At 62.4% G+C, this 15,733-nt stretch carries 11 protein-coding genes; 7 read left to right on the top strand and 4 right to left on the bottom strand.

Annotated features, from left to right (window positions below; genetic code table 11):
- The first annotated feature begins 77 nt into the window (after window positions 1-77).
- From AC3A6Y_RS33860 to AC3A6Y_RS33835, 6 genes are all read left to right on the top strand, one after another.
- Complete coding sequence (locus AC3A6Y_RS33860) at window positions 78-707, top strand: OmpA family protein (protein WP_487872597.1); 630 nt, start codon at window positions 78-80, stop codon at window positions 705-707.
- A complete protein-coding gene (locus AC3A6Y_RS33855) occupies window positions 704-2,398 on the top strand; it encodes an EH signature domain-containing protein (protein WP_487872596.1) in 1,695 nt (564 codons plus the stop codon). Before AC3A6Y_RS33860 ends, AC3A6Y_RS33855 begins: the two co-directional genes overlap by 4 nt.
- Before the next feature lie 9 nt (window positions 2,399-2,407).
- Complete coding sequence (locus AC3A6Y_RS33850; protein WP_487872595.1) at window positions 2,408-6,160, top strand: SNF2-related protein; 3,753 nt, start codon at window positions 2,408-2,410, stop codon at window positions 6,158-6,160.
- 568 nt (window positions 6,161-6,728) lie between these two features.
- The gene (locus tag AC3A6Y_RS33845; RefSeq protein WP_487872594.1) at window positions 6,729-7,469 is read left to right on the top strand and encodes an HNH endonuclease; all 741 of its coding nucleotides are present in this window, start codon (window positions 6,729-6,731) and stop codon (window positions 7,467-7,469) included.
- Window positions 7,470-7,670: 201 nt separating this feature from the next.
- Window positions 7,671-8,042, top strand: coding sequence for a DUF6697 family protein (locus tag AC3A6Y_RS33840; protein WP_487872593.1), 372 nt, complete (start codon window positions 7,671-7,673; stop codon window positions 8,040-8,042).
- A gap of 549 nt (window positions 8,043-8,591) precedes the next feature.
- Window positions 8,592-10,775, top strand: coding sequence for a GmrSD restriction endonuclease domain-containing protein (locus AC3A6Y_RS33835; RefSeq protein ID WP_487872592.1), 2,184 nt, complete (start codon window positions 8,592-8,594; stop codon window positions 10,773-10,775).
- A gap of 344 nt (window positions 10,776-11,119) precedes the next feature.
- Here the strand turns inward: AC3A6Y_RS33835 and AC3A6Y_RS33830 are convergent, their stop codons facing one another.
- Window positions 11,120-12,553 carry a DUF6880 family protein gene (locus AC3A6Y_RS33830; protein ID WP_487872591.1) on the bottom strand — a complete coding sequence of 478 codons (1,434 nt, stop codon included), beginning with the start codon at window positions 12,551-12,553 and terminating at the stop codon, window positions 11,120-11,122.
- Window positions 12,554-12,849: 296 nt separating this feature from the next.
- On the opposite strand from AC3A6Y_RS33830, the gene AC3A6Y_RS33825 reads away from it, so the two are divergent.
- The gene (locus AC3A6Y_RS33825) at window positions 12,850-13,245 is read left to right on the top strand and encodes a BPSL0067 family protein (protein ID WP_487872590.1); all 396 of its coding nucleotides are present in this window, start codon (window positions 12,850-12,852) and stop codon (window positions 13,243-13,245) included.
- A 193-nt stretch (window positions 13,246-13,438) separates the two neighbouring features.
- Here AC3A6Y_RS33825 and AC3A6Y_RS33820 read toward each other — a convergent pair whose 3' ends face one another.
- From AC3A6Y_RS33820 to AC3A6Y_RS33810, 3 genes are all read right to left on the bottom strand, one after another.
- The gene (locus AC3A6Y_RS33820) at window positions 13,439-13,837 is read right to left on the bottom strand and encodes a hypothetical protein (RefSeq protein WP_487872589.1); all 399 of its coding nucleotides are present in this window, start codon (window positions 13,835-13,837) and stop codon (window positions 13,439-13,441) included.
- Window positions 13,838-14,154: 317 nt separating this feature from the next.
- Complete coding sequence (locus AC3A6Y_RS33815; RefSeq protein ID WP_487872588.1) at window positions 14,155-15,252, bottom strand: AAA family ATPase; 1,098 nt, start codon at window positions 15,250-15,252, stop codon at window positions 14,155-14,157.
- Window positions 15,253-15,348: 96 nt separating this feature from the next.
- Window positions 15,349-15,669, bottom strand: a complete 321-nt coding sequence (locus tag AC3A6Y_RS33810; RefSeq protein WP_487872587.1) for a hypothetical protein — start codon at window positions 15,667-15,669, stop codon at window positions 15,349-15,351.
- Window positions 15,670-15,733: the final 64 nt, after the last annotated feature.

Below are 15,733 nucleotides of genomic sequence, written 5' to 3'. Positions count from 1 at the left end.
TTGGCGCCAAGATAGTTCTCAAACGCGGAGGCCGGGACGAGGCGGAGAAACCGTTCTGGATTTCGTTCGCTGACCTCATGACCGCGCTCATGGTGCTGTTCCTCGTGGTGATGGGCGTTGCCCTCCTTGCGGTCACGAAGAACGTCAGCGAGCGCGAGAAAGCAGAAGAGCAGCACCGCAAAGACATTGAGCTCATCCTCGAACGCTTCACCGAGGCTGCCAAGCGGTACGACGGCGTCAAAGTCGACAAGGATCGGCGCGTCATCGACTTCGGCGACCGCGCCCGGTTCGCCTTCGGCAAGTCCAATCTCGCGGCTGACCAGGAAAGCGTGCTGCGGCAGTTCGTCCCGGAAATTCTCACGCTGGCGAATGACGACCTGGGAAAGAAGGTACTCAAGCGCGTGGTCGTCGAGGGCTACACCGACAAGACCGGCTCCTACCTGAGCAACCTGAATCTCAGCCTCCAGCGTAGCCAGCGCGTCCTGTGCACGATGTTCGCCATGGGTGGCGCCAACTTGCTCTCGGACCAGCAGAAGGAAGACGTTCGAAGCCTGTTCTTGGTCGGCGGGTATTCGTTCAACGCAGCCAAGGACACCGACGAAGAAAGTCGACGCGTCGAGATGCGAATAGAGTTCCTCGGCATGGGCGAGCACCGGGCCTCGGCGATGCCCCAGTCCGGTAACTTTGGCGAGTGTGCTCTGCGATGAGCCCGCTCGACCACCTCGCATCGCTGCTGCGCCCCGGCACCGAGGAAGGAGCACGGGCGATGACGGTGTCGTCGGACATCGACACCGTGCTGATGCGGATGCAGGAGCGCACCAAAGGAAGCGGGGGCCGGGCGCTCTCCGAGGACCTGCAGTTGGAAGCAGTTCGGCGCTTCTGGCAAAGCCAGGAAGTTGCATCGTTCCGTGACGCATATCTGCTGTCCTGGGGCCTTTGTCTGCCGCACCGGCCAAGCGGCTCCTGCGTGCTTGAAGACCGGTCTCGCTTCCAAGCGGTTCTGGACGGGGTAGACGGCTGGTCGGTGCGCCCCAGCGCGTTCCGTCGCTGCTATCAAGGCCTGGTCAAGAGCTACTTCACCTACGACGCACTGGGCGAGTCAGCTCCGCCGGCAGCGCGAAACAACTGGAAGATGCTGCGGGACTACCTTCGCGACAAAAATGGCCTTATCCGTGACAAGCAGGCCAATCCGGACTGGGTTGCGACTGCCATTGGGAATCAGCAGCTGTTCGGCGAACGGCCCTGCGACCCGTACGTCGATGCCCTTTTGAAGGGCGATGTCGGTGCCATCGACCAGCTCTGCGAGGAGCTTGGTATCGCCAAGGCCTCTTGGTTCCTACGGGAACTGGTTCTCGCGCAGATTCGAGGCGCCACGCAGCTCGGCAACGCGCAGTTCCAGGCTCTCGTGCCACGACTGCTTGAACTCCTTGCCAACAATGATGTGCTGAGGGACCGCGGCCTAATCATGCTGCTCGACCGCTACGTGAAAGTGCCGGGCGCGCATCTTCACCAGGGGCTTCGGGACTCGTCCGTGCTCTGGTGGGGCAACCCTTGGCTCCCGTCGAACGAAACTCGCTGGGGCGGCGTCGTCCCGGACGCTCGGGCGATGGTCGCGGACTGGCTCAAGTTGGAGTTCATCGAGACCTTCTTTACCAAGCTGGCTCAGGACGGAGTTGGCGACCGTCGACGCATGGAATTTTGGAAGCGATACGTCAAGTCGATATCGCACATCGAATTTGCGCTTGGCTCGACAGCCCGGAGCGACGATGACCCAGACTTTGTCGTGCTCCGCGAGAAGATGAAGGGGCTCATCCGCTATCTCGACGCGTCTGGCAACAACAACGCGTTCATCATGAACATCGGCGACCTCGTCGCTGTCGAGTTCGGTGGGATGAGCAACGCCTTCTATGGATACGACTCACGAGCGGCCCGTTTGTTTGACACCGCGAAGCCGCTTCGTCTGGCGGTAAACGCCCGAAACTCGCTGAAACACGATGCGCATATCCTGAAGATGAGCCATAAGGACGGCATCCACAACTGGGACAAGTGGGAACACATGTTCGAGGCGACGCTGCGCGAGAAGTTCGGCATCGAACCCGACGCGGCCGTGCCACGCGCCGCCAGAGTGCCGGCGCCTGCGCGTGCTGCTCCACCCACATCGCAAGTCCTGGCGGCCCGAGAACGCGACGCCGCGTACAGCGCGGCCGCCGACCTTTCGCAGCCCTACACGCGGTCGGCGCTTAACAAGTTCGCGAGCAGGCAAGGCCTGCAGGTTGAAGACAAGACGCCCCAAGGCGGAAGCCTCTGGGTGCGCACGGACGCGACCTACGAACACATCACAAGAATGCTTACCCGATGGGGCTTCCAACACAAGCCTGGCAAGGGCTGGTGGAAGTAAGGGAGACAAATGTTCCAGTTGTTCAAGAAGAGTGGCGGTGGCACAAATGCGGACTGGCAGCGACGCTGGTCGCCGGCGGGGGTGGTCTTGTCGCGCGGAGCCGGGCAGGGCGGCGTGCCGCTCCTGGATCCCATGGTCGGAGGCTTTCTGACTCAGCTGTCCGACGATGGCTTGGCCATTGAGACGCCAGATGGCTATGTGCTGGGCTGGGACGCGCTCTTCTCGGCAATGTCGCAGCCGGCGTATGCCTCGCTTCCGTACGTGCTTTCGATTCCGCGCGCGACTGAAGCCAAACCATCTCTTCGGAGCAGCAACTCGCTCACCGATGATGACTTTTCGGTCGCCATCTCTGGCTGGCACAGCGAAGACGGAGCCGCGTTCGACTGGGACCTCATGGGCCCGCTCATGACCCGCGACGACCGTGCGGAGCTGATGCGCCCCGAGCAGTGGAAGCTCTTCAAGGAGGTCGTCAGCTTCGCTCGGCGACCAGCCGAAGAGCACAACGACTTGGCGCACCGCCAAGCGTGGGGCCGGATACGCAAGCTCGCCTTGCAGGCAGGTGCCCGCCTGGATGATTTTCTCTACCGCTCCGTCGTCCTGACGCCGGAGAAGCTCGAGATTGGCCTGCGCCGTTCGGCCGATGTCGGCGACGACCGTGTAGTCGAGATCGAACCTGGTTTCGAGGGCGCTCCCGCCGATTGGCTGGAGGCGTTCGACCACAGCCGCGAGGTCAAGGACCGCTACGACATCGTCACCATGGAGGGCATCGTCCAGGTCCTGGTCACGCCGAAGGTCCGCACTGTCCTGCAAGAAATCAAACGCCTGGAGGCCCGGCGTGTCGCCGGCACACGTGCGCAGGCGTTTCTGCTGAACCCGTACGCCACCCTTGGCAACGACGCTGTTGATGTCATCGTCGAGTCGCAGTTCGAGAAGGCACGCGAGGATGCCGGGCTCACCTACGAGAGGTTCACGCCCACCTACGAACGCGATGCCTCTGGCTACCCTCTGCGCGTTGGCCTGCTCATCGAGACGGCAAGTTCCACCGGCCCCTCGACGTCGGAAACGCAATGGCTTGATGACGCAGCGCTCGGCTCCTTCGTTCGTGCTCTGCACAAGGCGATTGCCCTCAACTACCAGCTCGTCGCATGGCAAGGCTATGACCTCGAGATGCAGGGCGACGCGCAACGCCACCATGACGAGCTAAAGGCGGCTCTTGAGCGCAGGCTGGCACCCCCGACCCTTGTCTCCTACGCGCAGGTTCATGACCTGAGTGGCTACAGCTCCCGGGTTGAAGGCATCGGAGTCGAGAAGCCGTATCACTCGCCCTACATCGCCAAAAAGAACGAAGGTGAGGGATGGTTCCCCGAGAACGTCTTTCCGGTGGTGGTCTACCAGCCTGCCGGGGCAGCGGAGCCTATTGCCGTACCGACCAGTCAGGCGGCTATCGAACAGCTTGAGAAGTCGGTGAAGGCAGCCCACGTCGCCGGTGAGACCACTGTGAACGTGTCCGGGCTGCCTCAAGCGGTAACACTCGACGAGGCAGCAGTCATCGTCGAAACGTTCAAGAAAGTCTTCGCGGACCTCGAGGCCGGGAGCTTCGACCCCGCCAAACAATACAAGGCGGCAAAGAACACTGCCGTCGGGCCGAAGAAGCAGCTTGTTCTGCGGGCCAATATCCAATCGCTGGAGTACGAAGAGCTTCGACGCGAGGCTCTCGAGTCCGTGCCGACGGAGCCGAGGATGCCCAAGAGCATCCGCCCAGAGTTCTCGCTGATGCCGCACCAGCGCGCCGGCCTGGCGTGGATGCAGCACCTCTATAGCCTGCAGACCGACTACCAGGTTCGCGGCGCCGTGCTCGGCGACGACATGGGGCTCGGAAAAACCTTCCAGCTACTGGCCTTGATGGCATACCTCATCGAGCGCGACCCGAACATCGAGCCGATGCTGGTGGTGGCGCCGGTCTCGTTGCTCGAGAACTGGGCGGACGAGGCGAACAAGTTCTTCCTGGACGGTGCGCTCCCACTGCTTACCGCGTACGGTGAGAAGCTTTCGACCCTGCGCGTGCCTCGCGCTCAGGTTGACCAGCGTCTGCAGGCCGACGACGGTTTGGTCAAGTTCCTCCGCCCGAACTGGGTGGGCAACGCCAAGGTGGTCCTCACCACCTACGAAACGCTACGGGACCTCGAGTTTTCCTTTGCCGCCCAAAAGTGGTCGCTGATGGTCTGCGACGAAGCACAGCGCATCAAGAACCCTGCGGCTATGGTCACGCGTGCTGCCAAGAAGCAGAACGTCGCCTTCAAGATTGCCTGCACGGGCACGCCGGTCGAGAACACCCTGGCCGACATGTGGTGCCTCTTCGACTACGTGCAGCCGGGCCTGCTGGGAGCGCTCAACGACTTCGGGCAGAGATACCGGAAGCCCATAGAGGCAAAGACCGACGAGGAGAACGCCCGGGTGGAGGAGCTGCGTGCGCGCATCGCTCCCCAAATCCTGCGCCGCATGAAAGCTGACGTCGCCACGGACCTACCGAGGAAAATCGTCGTGGACGCCTGCCGCAATTTGCCCCTATCGAACGCGCAGCGCAACCTGTACGCCAAGGCCATCGAGAGCTTCAAGAAGCGTGGCGATCCGAATCACCCGACCCCTTTCAAAAACCACCTCGGGCTCTTGCACTACTTGCGCCTGGTCTGCACGGACCCTCGACCGCATGGGCTGAACGTCTTCAAGCCGGAGCCTACAAAGCAGTACCGGGACAAGGCGCCGAAGCTCAACTGGCTCTTGACGCAGCTGAAGCTCATCCAGAAGCAGGGCGAGAAGGTCATCGTCTTCTGCGAGTTCCGGGAAATTCAGCGACTGCTGCAGCACTACATCGAGGCCGAGCTCGGCTTCAAGCCCGACATCATCAACGGGGACACCAGCGCATCGGCCAGCCACACTGCAAGCCGCCAGAAGCGCATCAAGGCCTTCCAGTCCCTGGACGGCTTTGGCGTCCTCATCCTGTCTCCGGTGGCGGTGGGTTTTGGCGTGAACATCCAGGCCGCAAACCACGTCGTCCACTACACCCGCACTTGGAACCCTGCCAAAGAGGACCAGGCGACAGACCGGGCCTACCGCATCGGGCAGAAGAAGGACGTGCGCGTTTACTACCCGGTCGTCTGCGCTGGCGATTTCATGACGTTCGATGTCAAGCTGGACCTGCTGCTTGCCTACAAGCGGGGACTCGCTGAAGACATGCTCAACGGGTCGGGGGATGTGAGTCCGGGCGATTTCAACCTAGCTGACGTCGTTCCGGCCGCAGATGCCGAGGACATCGACGAGCGTGTCAGCCTCGACATGGCACTGCGCATGGGATGGCAGCATTTCGAGTGCCTCGCTGGCGTGTTGTGGACCAAGCGCGGGTACGACTGCTATCGAACGCCTGGCAGCAACGACAACGGCGTGGACGTCGTCGCGTTGGCCGCCGGCAAAGGCCAACTTGTGCAGGCAAAGACGAGCGGCACCGACGGGGCTGCGTTGAACTGGGACGCGGTCAAGGAGGTCGTAGGCGGCGAAGCGTTCTACAAACGTCGGCACCCGTCCGTTGAGTTCGACAAAGTCTGCATCACCAACCAGTTCTTCAACCGGCAGGCTCAAGAGAACGCGGCGCTCAATTCGGTGGAGTTGCTCGACCAGACGCACTTGGCCGGACTTCTCGAGCGGCACAATGTCACGATGCTCGAGGTCGAGAAGATGCTGTATGCGGAATGGCAGGAACCTGCCTAGTCGCTGGCGAGCTTCTCGTAAGCAGTCGGTGAGTCCACTCGCTGCGCACCATCGTCGATTTGAATGAACGGGAGCCCTGATGTCGCTGCCTAGCGCTATCGGTGTTCACCGCGACTAGCATCAGCGGCTTGCGGGCCAGAACCCGACTGTCATCTTGCCGGCCCAAATGAGCCTTGACTAAACATGAAACGCCGTGTTTCGCCTGCACTGATTGCGCTTGGCGCTATCGTTGTCTTCGGCGTGGCGAGTGCGCTGATTGGTTATAGCTCCGGTTGGCTTGGCTCGCGTCTATAGGAGCGGTGTCAGACCCATTGCGCGGCCCGAGGGAAGCAAGGTCAGATGGTGCCGGTCTATCCCAAGACGAAGACTGGCTCCCGCGACGGGCCAACTGAATGCAGCCGCCAATAGTTGCCCCTCGGCTAGGAGCCGTCACTCAGGTCAGTCATCGGGCAGAAACGACAGATTCACGATCCGAAAGGCACTTTGGTGGGAGTTCGTCGATTCCGTCACATTCGTCAAGAGCCGCCCTGAGGCAAACTTTCCCGATCGCACAAGCACTCCTTGAACAATGGACTTTCATGACGTTCTGAACGATGCTGACGCACTCAGGAGGGCGCTGGCGGCCATCAGCCCGACAGAGCGGCAACTGAAAGACCTGCGCATTCTCTTTGAGCGCGGAGGAGGCATTGCCGTCAAACGGGACCCCAATCTCAGGGTGCGCGGTGATACGGTGAATTCGTGCAGCAAAATTGGTAGCCTGCTGACGACCCATTTCAAGGGGACAAGGCCAAGAGACTTGATGATGTGGGTCGGATTAATCACCAAAGACGCTGCGGGCGACGAGACTTGGCATCTCAGGCCACAGGTCCGGACCGCCATAAAGCGGCTCGGTTGGTTTGGACCGGGGCCAGATGTGGTGTCGAGCCCGCTGCACATAAGGCCGGTTGAGGCTAAAGCTGTGCTCTCCGAGATGGCAGACCGCTTTGCGCTCGTCCAAGTGCGGACTGAGCAGGCCGCCTTTCGTCGAGCCGTTTTCCTGGCTTGCGAGGGCCGATGCGTGGTGACCGGATGTGCTGTTCCCGAAGTCCTCGAAGCCGCACATCTGCTCGGCAGCAAGTGGCGAGAAGGCATGAACACCGCCGTCGACGGTGTCTTGCTAAGGAGGGACATTCACGCGCTCTACGACTGTGGCTTGCTGAGCTTTTCCTCGGTGGGTACGGTCGTAGTTGATGAGCGTGTCCTAGGCGACTATGGTGACCTCAAGGGGCGGCCACTCAGGAACCTTCCTCCAGTGAAGGTAGCTCAATGAGGGCGTGTGCGCGTAGTTCGATGACTGCTCAGGGCGCAGCCCGAGCTTTTCGCGACTATGGCACAGTCCGGCCAGGAGCGGAAGTTAGTCACGACCTTCCAGGTTCCTGCCAACGAAACGGTCGACATTCTTGTCGGGGGGCTTCGCCCGCCTGCGGTCGCCAGGTCATCTCCAACGCTAGTGCTGCAGGAAGGAGCTCGCATGTTTGTCGTCGGCCGTGACTACACCCGGGACGAGATTCACGCTAAGGTGGGTGGAAGCAAACAATCCTACTTGCCCACGAAGAATGGCGAGGTAGTTGCTGCGTGCCTCACGCACGGGCTGAACCCGCAGGCTCCTCGGGTAATCCTGTGTGGGCGAGGAACGAGAATTGAACCCGCCGGCGAGCTGCTGGCGCAACAGCCAAACGCCATTCCTGTCTTCCTGAAGCGGGACGTGAATCGATGGGAGCACCAAGGTTTGTTCAAGGCGGCTGCCTCATACACCTCTGGGCGGGAGTTCGATGGCTATGTGTTGGGCTCGGGGCGACCGCCTCCGGAGGTCTCGCGAGTCGTGATAATGAGCGATGTTTGACGCGGCCATGCGGCATGACTTCAACGCTGTACCGCGTGGGGTGTGAGGAGTTGCGCTCCGAGCCGCGTGCAAGAGCTGTCGGCTACTACGGCAGCTCCGTGGCGCGGAGCCGGTGCCGGGCCTGCACCTCGGCGCCGGGGACGCTCCACGCAGCGAGCCTGCTCGCGAAAGGCAGCTATGGGCCCCGCGCTGCCCAGCCGACTTCGGCTACAGTCGGCCATGAGCTGGCCATGAGCTGGCCATGAGCGGTCGCTGAAGGCAAATCGGTTAGTGGCAGCTTCTAGACTGATCTCCGACCCTCGAGATCGGCGGCAGAGCAGCGGCTTAGCCGTTGGAACCGGACATCTGAAGTACGGTAGATCGATTCTGCAATCGCCGCCTGGCCGCCAAGCTCCGCGAGCAAGCGAATCAGCGAGTCAGCGAGTCAGCGAGTCAGCGAGTCAGCGAGTCAGCGAGTCAGCCAAAGATGATGAGATGAAGCTGCAACGCTATGCTAGCCAACAACGTATGCTTTCCGCGCTCAATTTGATTTTCTAGTACTACATCGACATGGACACCCAAGTTCGAACGCCACAAGCGATCTTCATGCAGCCCCAGCGTCTGCTGGTCCCTCTCTTTCAGCGCCCGTACGTCTGGAACGAGGAACTGCAGTGGGAGCCTCTTTGGAAAGACCTCGAACGGGTGGCCACTCGCCTGATGCAATCACCGAGCACGACGCAGGCGCCTCACTTCCTGGGCGCTATCGTTTTGCAACAACTGCCCACGCCGACAAGCGATTTGCAGCAACGCACTGTCATCGACGGACAACAGCGACTGACGACCTTGCAGATCTTGCTGGATGCAGTGCACTCCGAGATCGAAATGGTTGGCGCGGCCATGCCCGCGGCGCGCTTGGAGCCCCTGATCGCCAACGCCGAGGCTTTTCGCCAGCACAAGGAAGATCGCTTCAAGGTCTGGCCCACCAACCGCGACCGCGCAGCCTTCAACGAAGTGATGGAAGCCAAAAGCCCGGTGGACTACGAGAAGCTCAAGCACCGTGCGTCCCGCCTTGTCAAAGCACATCACTACTTTGCGCAGCAGTGTCGTGCTTGGCTCCATGCCGAAGGCCCGGAAAAGATCATTGCGCGTGCAGAGGGCGTCGAGCGTAGTGCACGAGAGTTGCTGCAGATCGTCGTCATCGACCTCACCGCCAATGAGAACGCTCAGGAGATCTTCGAAACGCTCAATGCACGTGGCGCAGTCCTCACTGCGGCCGACCTGATCAAAAACTTTGTATTCCAGCGGCTGCTCGAACAGAAGGCGGATGTAGAGGGAGCCTACAGCACCTATTGGGCGCAGTTTGAGACCGCCTTCTGGGAAGAGGAAGTCAATGTCGGGCGCGTCAAGAGCCCGCGTTCATCAGTCTTCCTGAACCATTGGTTGATCGCCCGCACTGGTGAGGAAGTGGTTGCGCGCGAGGTGTTCTCTCGCTTCAAGTCCTACGCTGACTACCAGGCCGGACACACCATGCTCGAACTGCTGGTGGAAATTCATCGGGCCGCCGCGATCTATCGAGAATTCACTGAGAATGCCGAGATCCCGGACGGGCCAATGGATCGCGTGGGGCTGTTCGCCTATCGCGTCAAGACATTGGAGAGTGAGGTCGTCAAGCCGGTGCTCCTGGCCCTGCTGGATCACAAGTCTGGCCCACTGCAACAGAAGCAAGTTGAGACCGCGCTGGATGTACTCGAAAGTTGGTTGGCACGCAGGATGTTGATACGCGCTACGGCGAAGAACTACAACAAGACTATGGCGGAGGTCGTCTCCGTAATTCGAAATGCTCCTGCCGATCAGGTCGGACAGACCCTGACCGAGCACTTCGCCTCTCAACGCGCGGAAACAGCCTATTGGCCGGACGACGAAGAGGTTCGCCGTGAGCTGGAGGCGATGCCTGTCTATCGAAAGCTGAGCCGGGCACGAGTTCGAATGGTGCTGGAATCGATCGAAGACCATTGGCGCGGATGGATTCCGGGGCAAACGTCCGCAGCGGGGATGCGCATCCGGCGCAACAGCTACGCCATCGAACACGTACTGCCCCAATCCTGGCTCAAGCACTGGCCACTGCCTCCCGGTGTGCAGGAGGCGGAACGAGATGCGCGAGTTCATCGACTCGGCAATCTGACGCTGCTGACGAAGAAGCTCAATAGCACGGTCTCCAATGGTGCATGGTTGGGCGAAACGGGAAAGGCTGCGCACTTGCAGGAAAAGGATGTGGTGCTGCTGAACAGCAGGCTGCTGAAGACCTACGCGACGAAGCAATGGGACGAGTCGGGCATTGATTCTCGAACTGGTCAGGCTATCGACGCCATTCTGGCCGTGTGGCCGGTGCCGTCTGGCCACAAGGTTCTCGTTGGACGAGAACAGGCGGACGCGCACATAACGGTTGAGATTGCAGACTTGATTGGCGCGGGCTACCTTGCCGCCGGTCAGGCGCTCCATTCAAGCCCAGGGAAATCCGGCGGCTTTTCCGGACGGGTCCTCTCAGATGGCCGCATTGAGGTCGACGGGCAGGTCTTTGACAGCCCATCCAGCGCTGGGAGCTTTGTCAGCAAGAGAAGCACAAACGGCTGGGACTTTTGGCGTTTGGAGCCTGACGGCCGACGGCCGCTGAAAGATGTGCGTACCGAGTATTTGAAGGTGGTGTCACCAGAGGAAGTCGACGACGACGATGCCACCCCAGGCGGACACGAGTGACACCGAGAATACGCAATGATCGCCGTTCACCGACCTTGCCGCAAGGGGGCCGGATGAGCTCTTCGAACCGGCTCAGGTGGATGAGCTGGTCAGTCGACTCGAAGCAGTGAAGTCAACAGCGTTGGCGGTGTAAAAGACCCGGAATGTTGATGCTCGCCTCCATCCGCCGCAAAGCAGACAAGCAGACCGTTGGTGCTTGGGATCGACTGGCGCCTTAGGGCCCATGGCTGCCTCTGAGCGGACAATGCATTCGCTCCGGAGCGTTCACTGGGAAGGTGACGATGCGTTGCTCGGCAGGCACGCCACGATTCGCACGGCGGATCTAGAGATGAGGAACTCTGCCTTCAGACTAACCCTTCGTCGCGATCGCCTTCGATGTCGCAGACGCCGTCGTCTCTGGCGTCCACCCGCGCCCAGAACGCGTGCTTGCGCCCATGCCGCAATCGAACCTCCGTGACGAAGCTCTCATGCGTTTTCGCCAATCCCAGGTTTGGGCTCGAGGCGGCGATCTCGCCCAGCCGCGCCCAGTAGCGGGCGCCATGGCGATAGGCCTTCGCGTACGCGCGATCGAGGATCCCGAGCAGCAGTGCGCGATACACGACTGTCTCTCCGCGCCAGCACGTGTGTGTCCGAAACGCCTTGGTCAATGATTCCAGCGAGCCGTAGTACTCGCCACTGAGACGGTCTGCGTCCGCCACCACCCTTGATTCGGCCGCTTCGACGTCCCCGAGTTCGATCAACAGACTCGCGGCCGTTACCGGATCCTTGTGATTCGACGAGAGTCGCCGGACCCATTCCTCCGCTTCGGCGCGATCGCCGTCCGGCAGGTGCGCAAACCAGCACTGTAGGTAGAAGACCGAGGGGCTGCGCTCGAACACCTGTCGCCGAACTGGGACGCTTTCCTTGAAGCGGCCCAGTCGCTCCAGCACGTGCGCGAGCAGACTCCGGCGGTCGTCATCCCTGTCGTTCCACGGTTCCCGCAACCATGTCAGCGCGTCATCCGGACGCTCGGCGCGCAAGTAGGCCTGAACAAAGGACTCCCGCTGCAGTGCATTGGGCTCGGGGCTGTACCGCAAGACCGCACGGACCATGACATCCGGATCGCCGAGTGCCTCAGACAACAGCGACAACGCCGCCGAGATCGTGTACACCTCGTGAGGCAGGCCCCGCGAGTCGGACGCACCGGCGAGAACATCGGCCATCCGTGATTCGAAGCGAGCGATCAATGTGCGAAGCGCCGGCTCCGGGAGCAGCAGGTTTGCGCTTCGCAGCAATTCTTCGCGAGCTCCGTAGTCATCTGCGAGGTACAACCCCATGAGCCGCTCGGGCCAGACATCCGGGGGCGTTTCGCAAAGTGCCGCCGCCTGCAGCCAGTGGCGGCACGCTGAGCGCACCGTGTCCCCGATGTCGGCTGCGGAATCGTCGGCATGCTCGAACCACACCTCGTCTGCCTCAAGGAAGGCCTCGAACAGGGCCAGGCCGGCCGCGGGATCCTTTGGGACCAATTCACGTTCCACCTGGTCCAGCCACGCCTGGAGCAGCTGGCCATACGCGGGCGCGTCGCGGTAGGTGTAGTACCGGGTCGAGCGTTGCCAGGCCATCAACGTCTTGCGAAAGCCTGCGGCCAGTTTGTCCGGTCGGTCGGCCAGCTGAAGCCGAAGCAGGCGTTCCTTGACCGCTTCGTCGACCTCTGCCAGTTCGAGCAGAACAGCCGCCAGTGTCGACGCCAGCTGGCGATGCACAAAGGTTTCGAGGGACTCCGCTGGGGTTTTCGGCATGACGGGCCGTATTGTCTCAACAGCGACAGAGCGCTGCGCGCCAGTCTCCGTTATGTTCATTCATCCTCTGGCCCCCTGAAAAGCCCGCACGGCAGGGCAGAAGAGGGCGCCACCGCACCGCGACAAACTGACATGGCCTTGCGGGGTCGACACGGCCGGCCTTCGCGCAACCCGCGCCTCGCCGGAGCTTTACGCCATGCCATTCCTCGCGCCCTCGTTCGCACGGCTGCCGCCGCTGTCTCTTTTACTGGCCGACCAGGTCGAGCCGCGCAAGAAGATTGCCCGGCACCTCGGCAATGAGGCTGCGCACCCTGCAGCGCTACCAGGCCAGCGGCAACGCGCCCAGCGCGGTCTACCTGGCCCTCTGTTTCGAGTTCGAGCGCCTGCGCGGCGTGATCCGGGCGCTCGAAAGGCCCAAGGACAACCGGCGGCCAACTCGGCCGTGTTCAACGCGATCCAGGCTGCAGCGAAAGTCCAAATGGGCGATCGCCACCTTCGTGAAGGGACGCTATCCCCAGCAGGGGATAACAGGAATGCACGCCGCCATCTACATGGGACAGAACGCGGAAGGAATCCAGGTGCTGGACCAATGGAGAGCGCAGGGCCAAGTGCTTCCACGCACGATTACGTGGCATCCGCGGCGCCCCGGGCTGAGCAACGATGGCAGCGCTTTCTCGGTGATCGAATGGTGAAGGAATCCATGCGCCGGCTCGCGATCGGATCGCTGTGGGCCCTGTGGGCCGGAACGGCGTACGCAGCTCCCGCCGAGTGTCCCGCATCAATCCAGGTTCAGGAAAGCCTGCGCAGCCGTGAAGTGTAGTAATGATGCGACTTTTAAGTAGTAAAGTTGCGACTGCCTCTGTTTTGCTTCCACAGGAAGGCGCGTTAGCGCACTGATGGAAGTAGTTCCGGCAGCAGCGCGACGACTCGCCGTCTGGCGATCATGGCGGCAACGAGCACGCGACTTCGATACTCCATGCGCCACATTGCTCCGGGCAACATGGCAAGGATTTCGCGCGGGCAATAGGTCTGTTCGATAGGCTTGAATCTGGCCAACCACCGCACAAGGCCGGTCGGCGGATGCGAAGATTCCCGATCAAGCGCACCTGGATGTTGGTAGCCCCACCAATGCATCGCCGCTAGCAACCACACTGCGGCTTCTGCGCAGGCGGGGTCCAGCGGGATGGTGGCCTGGTGCGAGTCGAACTGACGTGTCGCTAACTGGATAGCCTGACGATCGGAGCGCGACAACTCTGCCCTCGATCTGCGCAGCAGTTGACGCATGAGCTTCTCGCAGTCGCGCAGTAACTCTTGCCGTCCAGGCGAAACAGGAGCGGGGAGGGCGGGTACCCGCACTCTTGGCGCACGAGCGGGCCGTTTTCTGTCTCGCGGCCGCGGCAGCAGGCACGCGCGGCTCCATTGGTGGAGCAACTTGTCCCGCTCTCTCTTCACCGAGGAGCCGGGCGCGGTGCCCGAGTTGGCGCCGGCGCGGCGCCGCTGCTGCCTTGCGGCAAGGACGCGCAGCCATAGTGCCTGGGTGACCCGGACAGGCACTGCAGCCTCGGGCGCCGAGGCCGTCACCAGAATCGGGAGCACCATCGCTACACCTGCAGCGGCACGGTTTGCTGCGCCGCCACGTAGCCGGACTCGCGCACTGCGCGCTCCCAATGCGCCGACCCCAGTTCCAGGAATGTGGCGTCCCATTGCACCCCGTTGATCAATACCGACTCCACCGCCCGTGTGAAGTAGTCCATGGGAATCTCGGTCATGCCGCGCAGCTGCGCGGCCGCGTGCGCCTTGACGAAGCCGTTCCACAGCGCCGCAGCCGAGTGCTCCAGCCGCAGCCCGGCGCTGTATGCCAGCGGATAGAAGAAAGCAGTGAAGGTCTGGCCGGATACCTCCGGATAGCGGGTGAGGTCATAGCTGGCCAGGCAGGTGGCAGCCTCTGCGGCATTGGTGATCCCGCGGAAATGCAACTGCTCGATCATGAAGCGCGCCACGATCTGCTGGTCGCCGCTCAGTTGGTAGCGCGCCTTGTGCTCCATCAACTGCGGTTGACCGACCAGGAAAGTGATCAGCCGAAACCCGTGGTGGGCAAGTTGGTCATGCACGTCGCGCAGCCACTCCAGCGCGTGCCGGGACATTCGCTGCGCCTCGTCGCACAGCAGCACTACGATATGGCCCGAGCGCATCTGCAATTGCTCGCTCGGCCGGCGGATCAGGGCGAAGCGCTTGTCGGCAATCGTCCTGGCCTGCGGCTCTCGCACCCCGGCGGCCCCCAGGAGGGTACTGAAGAACGGTCCCTCGAAGTCGCTGCGGTGGTGCTCGCAGGACATGCGCAGCACCAGGATGTCAGGACGCTGGCGGCCCAGGTGCAGCGCCACGTAGTCGATCGCATGCGTCTTGCCGATGCGCGGGCGCGCGTGAATGAGGGCCCCGGGGATGAGCACCCGCACGCAGTGCTCGACCAGATCGACCAACGCCTCGATGGCCGACGTGGCCACGCGGTAGTGGCGACGCACCAGCGGATGGTTGTGCACCGACAGCGGGGCAAGGGTCGGTGTAGCCGTTGGCACGACGCTCGAGGGGGTGCCGCCAGCGCCGCCAGCGCTGCCACCTGAGCCCGAGCCTCGCACGCGCGTCGCGCTGACCCGTGGCCTTGACGCGACCGGCGCGGTCGCGGACTTCTTGTGGTTCATGCCTGCTCCTTGCGGGCAACAGCCCATCGGCTCGGCCCGCGACGGCCGGCGTGGACGGGCCCGGCCGGCGCCCCGCAGCACACCCCGTGCCAGCGTTCAGCGCGCGTAGCCGCGCTCGATGCGCAGCCGCTTGCCCTTGACCCGGCCGGTGACCAGTTGCGAGTAGCCTGGCTCGGATGGCGCCGGAGCCGGAGCCAGTGGCGGCGACGCAGCCGCTCCTGCCTTAGCCTTGGCGGCCGCCGCTTTCCGCTCGCGCTGGACCTGCGCAATGTCGCTGGCCGAGCGCCGACGCTTGCCGGCGTCCTTACGCCGCAGCGCCAGGAAGGCCTCGATCGGGTTGTCGCCGGCGCCGAACTCCAGTTGGCGTCTGCGCTTGGCCTTGAAGACCTCCTGGCGCACCATCAGGAGTCCATCCATTTCTTGGGGGTGTGCAGCGCAGCAAAGTAAGCTTCGAGGATGGAAGCCGGGGCATCTTCTGGGC

Source organism: Variovorax sp. Soil_C_17, from assembly GCF_057657265.1.
Note: the sequence above shows the minus strand (reverse complement) of the source record. Positions and strands in the feature narration are given on the sequence as shown.

Coding starts and splice junctions, on each gene's coding strand:
- AC3A6Y_RS33860 (WP_487872597.1), top strand. CDS start 78: ATGACCGCGCTCATGGTGCTGTTCCTCGTGGTGATGGGCGTTGCCCTC.
- AC3A6Y_RS33855 (WP_487872596.1), top strand. CDS start 704: ATGAGCCCGCTCGACCACCTCGCATCGCTGCTGCGCCCCGGCACCGAG.
- AC3A6Y_RS33850 (WP_487872595.1), top strand. CDS start 2,408: ATGTTCCAGTTGTTCAAGAAGAGTGGCGGTGGCACAAATGCGGACTGG.
- AC3A6Y_RS33845 (WP_487872594.1), top strand. CDS start 6,729: ATGGACTTTCATGACGTTCTGAACGATGCTGACGCACTCAGGAGGGCG.
- AC3A6Y_RS33840 (WP_487872593.1), top strand. CDS start 7,671: ATGTTTGTCGTCGGCCGTGACTACACCCGGGACGAGATTCACGCTAAG.
- AC3A6Y_RS33835 (WP_487872592.1), top strand. CDS start 8,592: ATGGACACCCAAGTTCGAACGCCACAAGCGATCTTCATGCAGCCCCAG.
- AC3A6Y_RS33830 (WP_487872591.1), bottom strand. CDS start 12,553: ATGCCGAAAACCCCAGCGGAGTCCCTCGAAACCTTTGTGCATCGCCAG.
- AC3A6Y_RS33825 (WP_487872590.1), top strand. CDS start 12,850: ATGAGGCTGCGCACCCTGCAGCGCTACCAGGCCAGCGGCAACGCGCCC.
- AC3A6Y_RS33820 (WP_487872589.1), bottom strand. CDS start 13,837: ATGCGTCAACTGCTGCGCAGATCGAGGGCAGAGTTGTCGCGCTCCGAT.
- AC3A6Y_RS33815 (WP_487872588.1), bottom strand. CDS start 15,252: ATGAACCACAAGAAGTCCGCGACCGCGCCGGTCGCGTCAAGGCCACGG.
- AC3A6Y_RS33810 (WP_487872587.1), bottom strand. CDS start 15,669: ATGGATGGACTCCTGATGGTGCGCCAGGAGGTCTTCAAGGCCAAGCGC.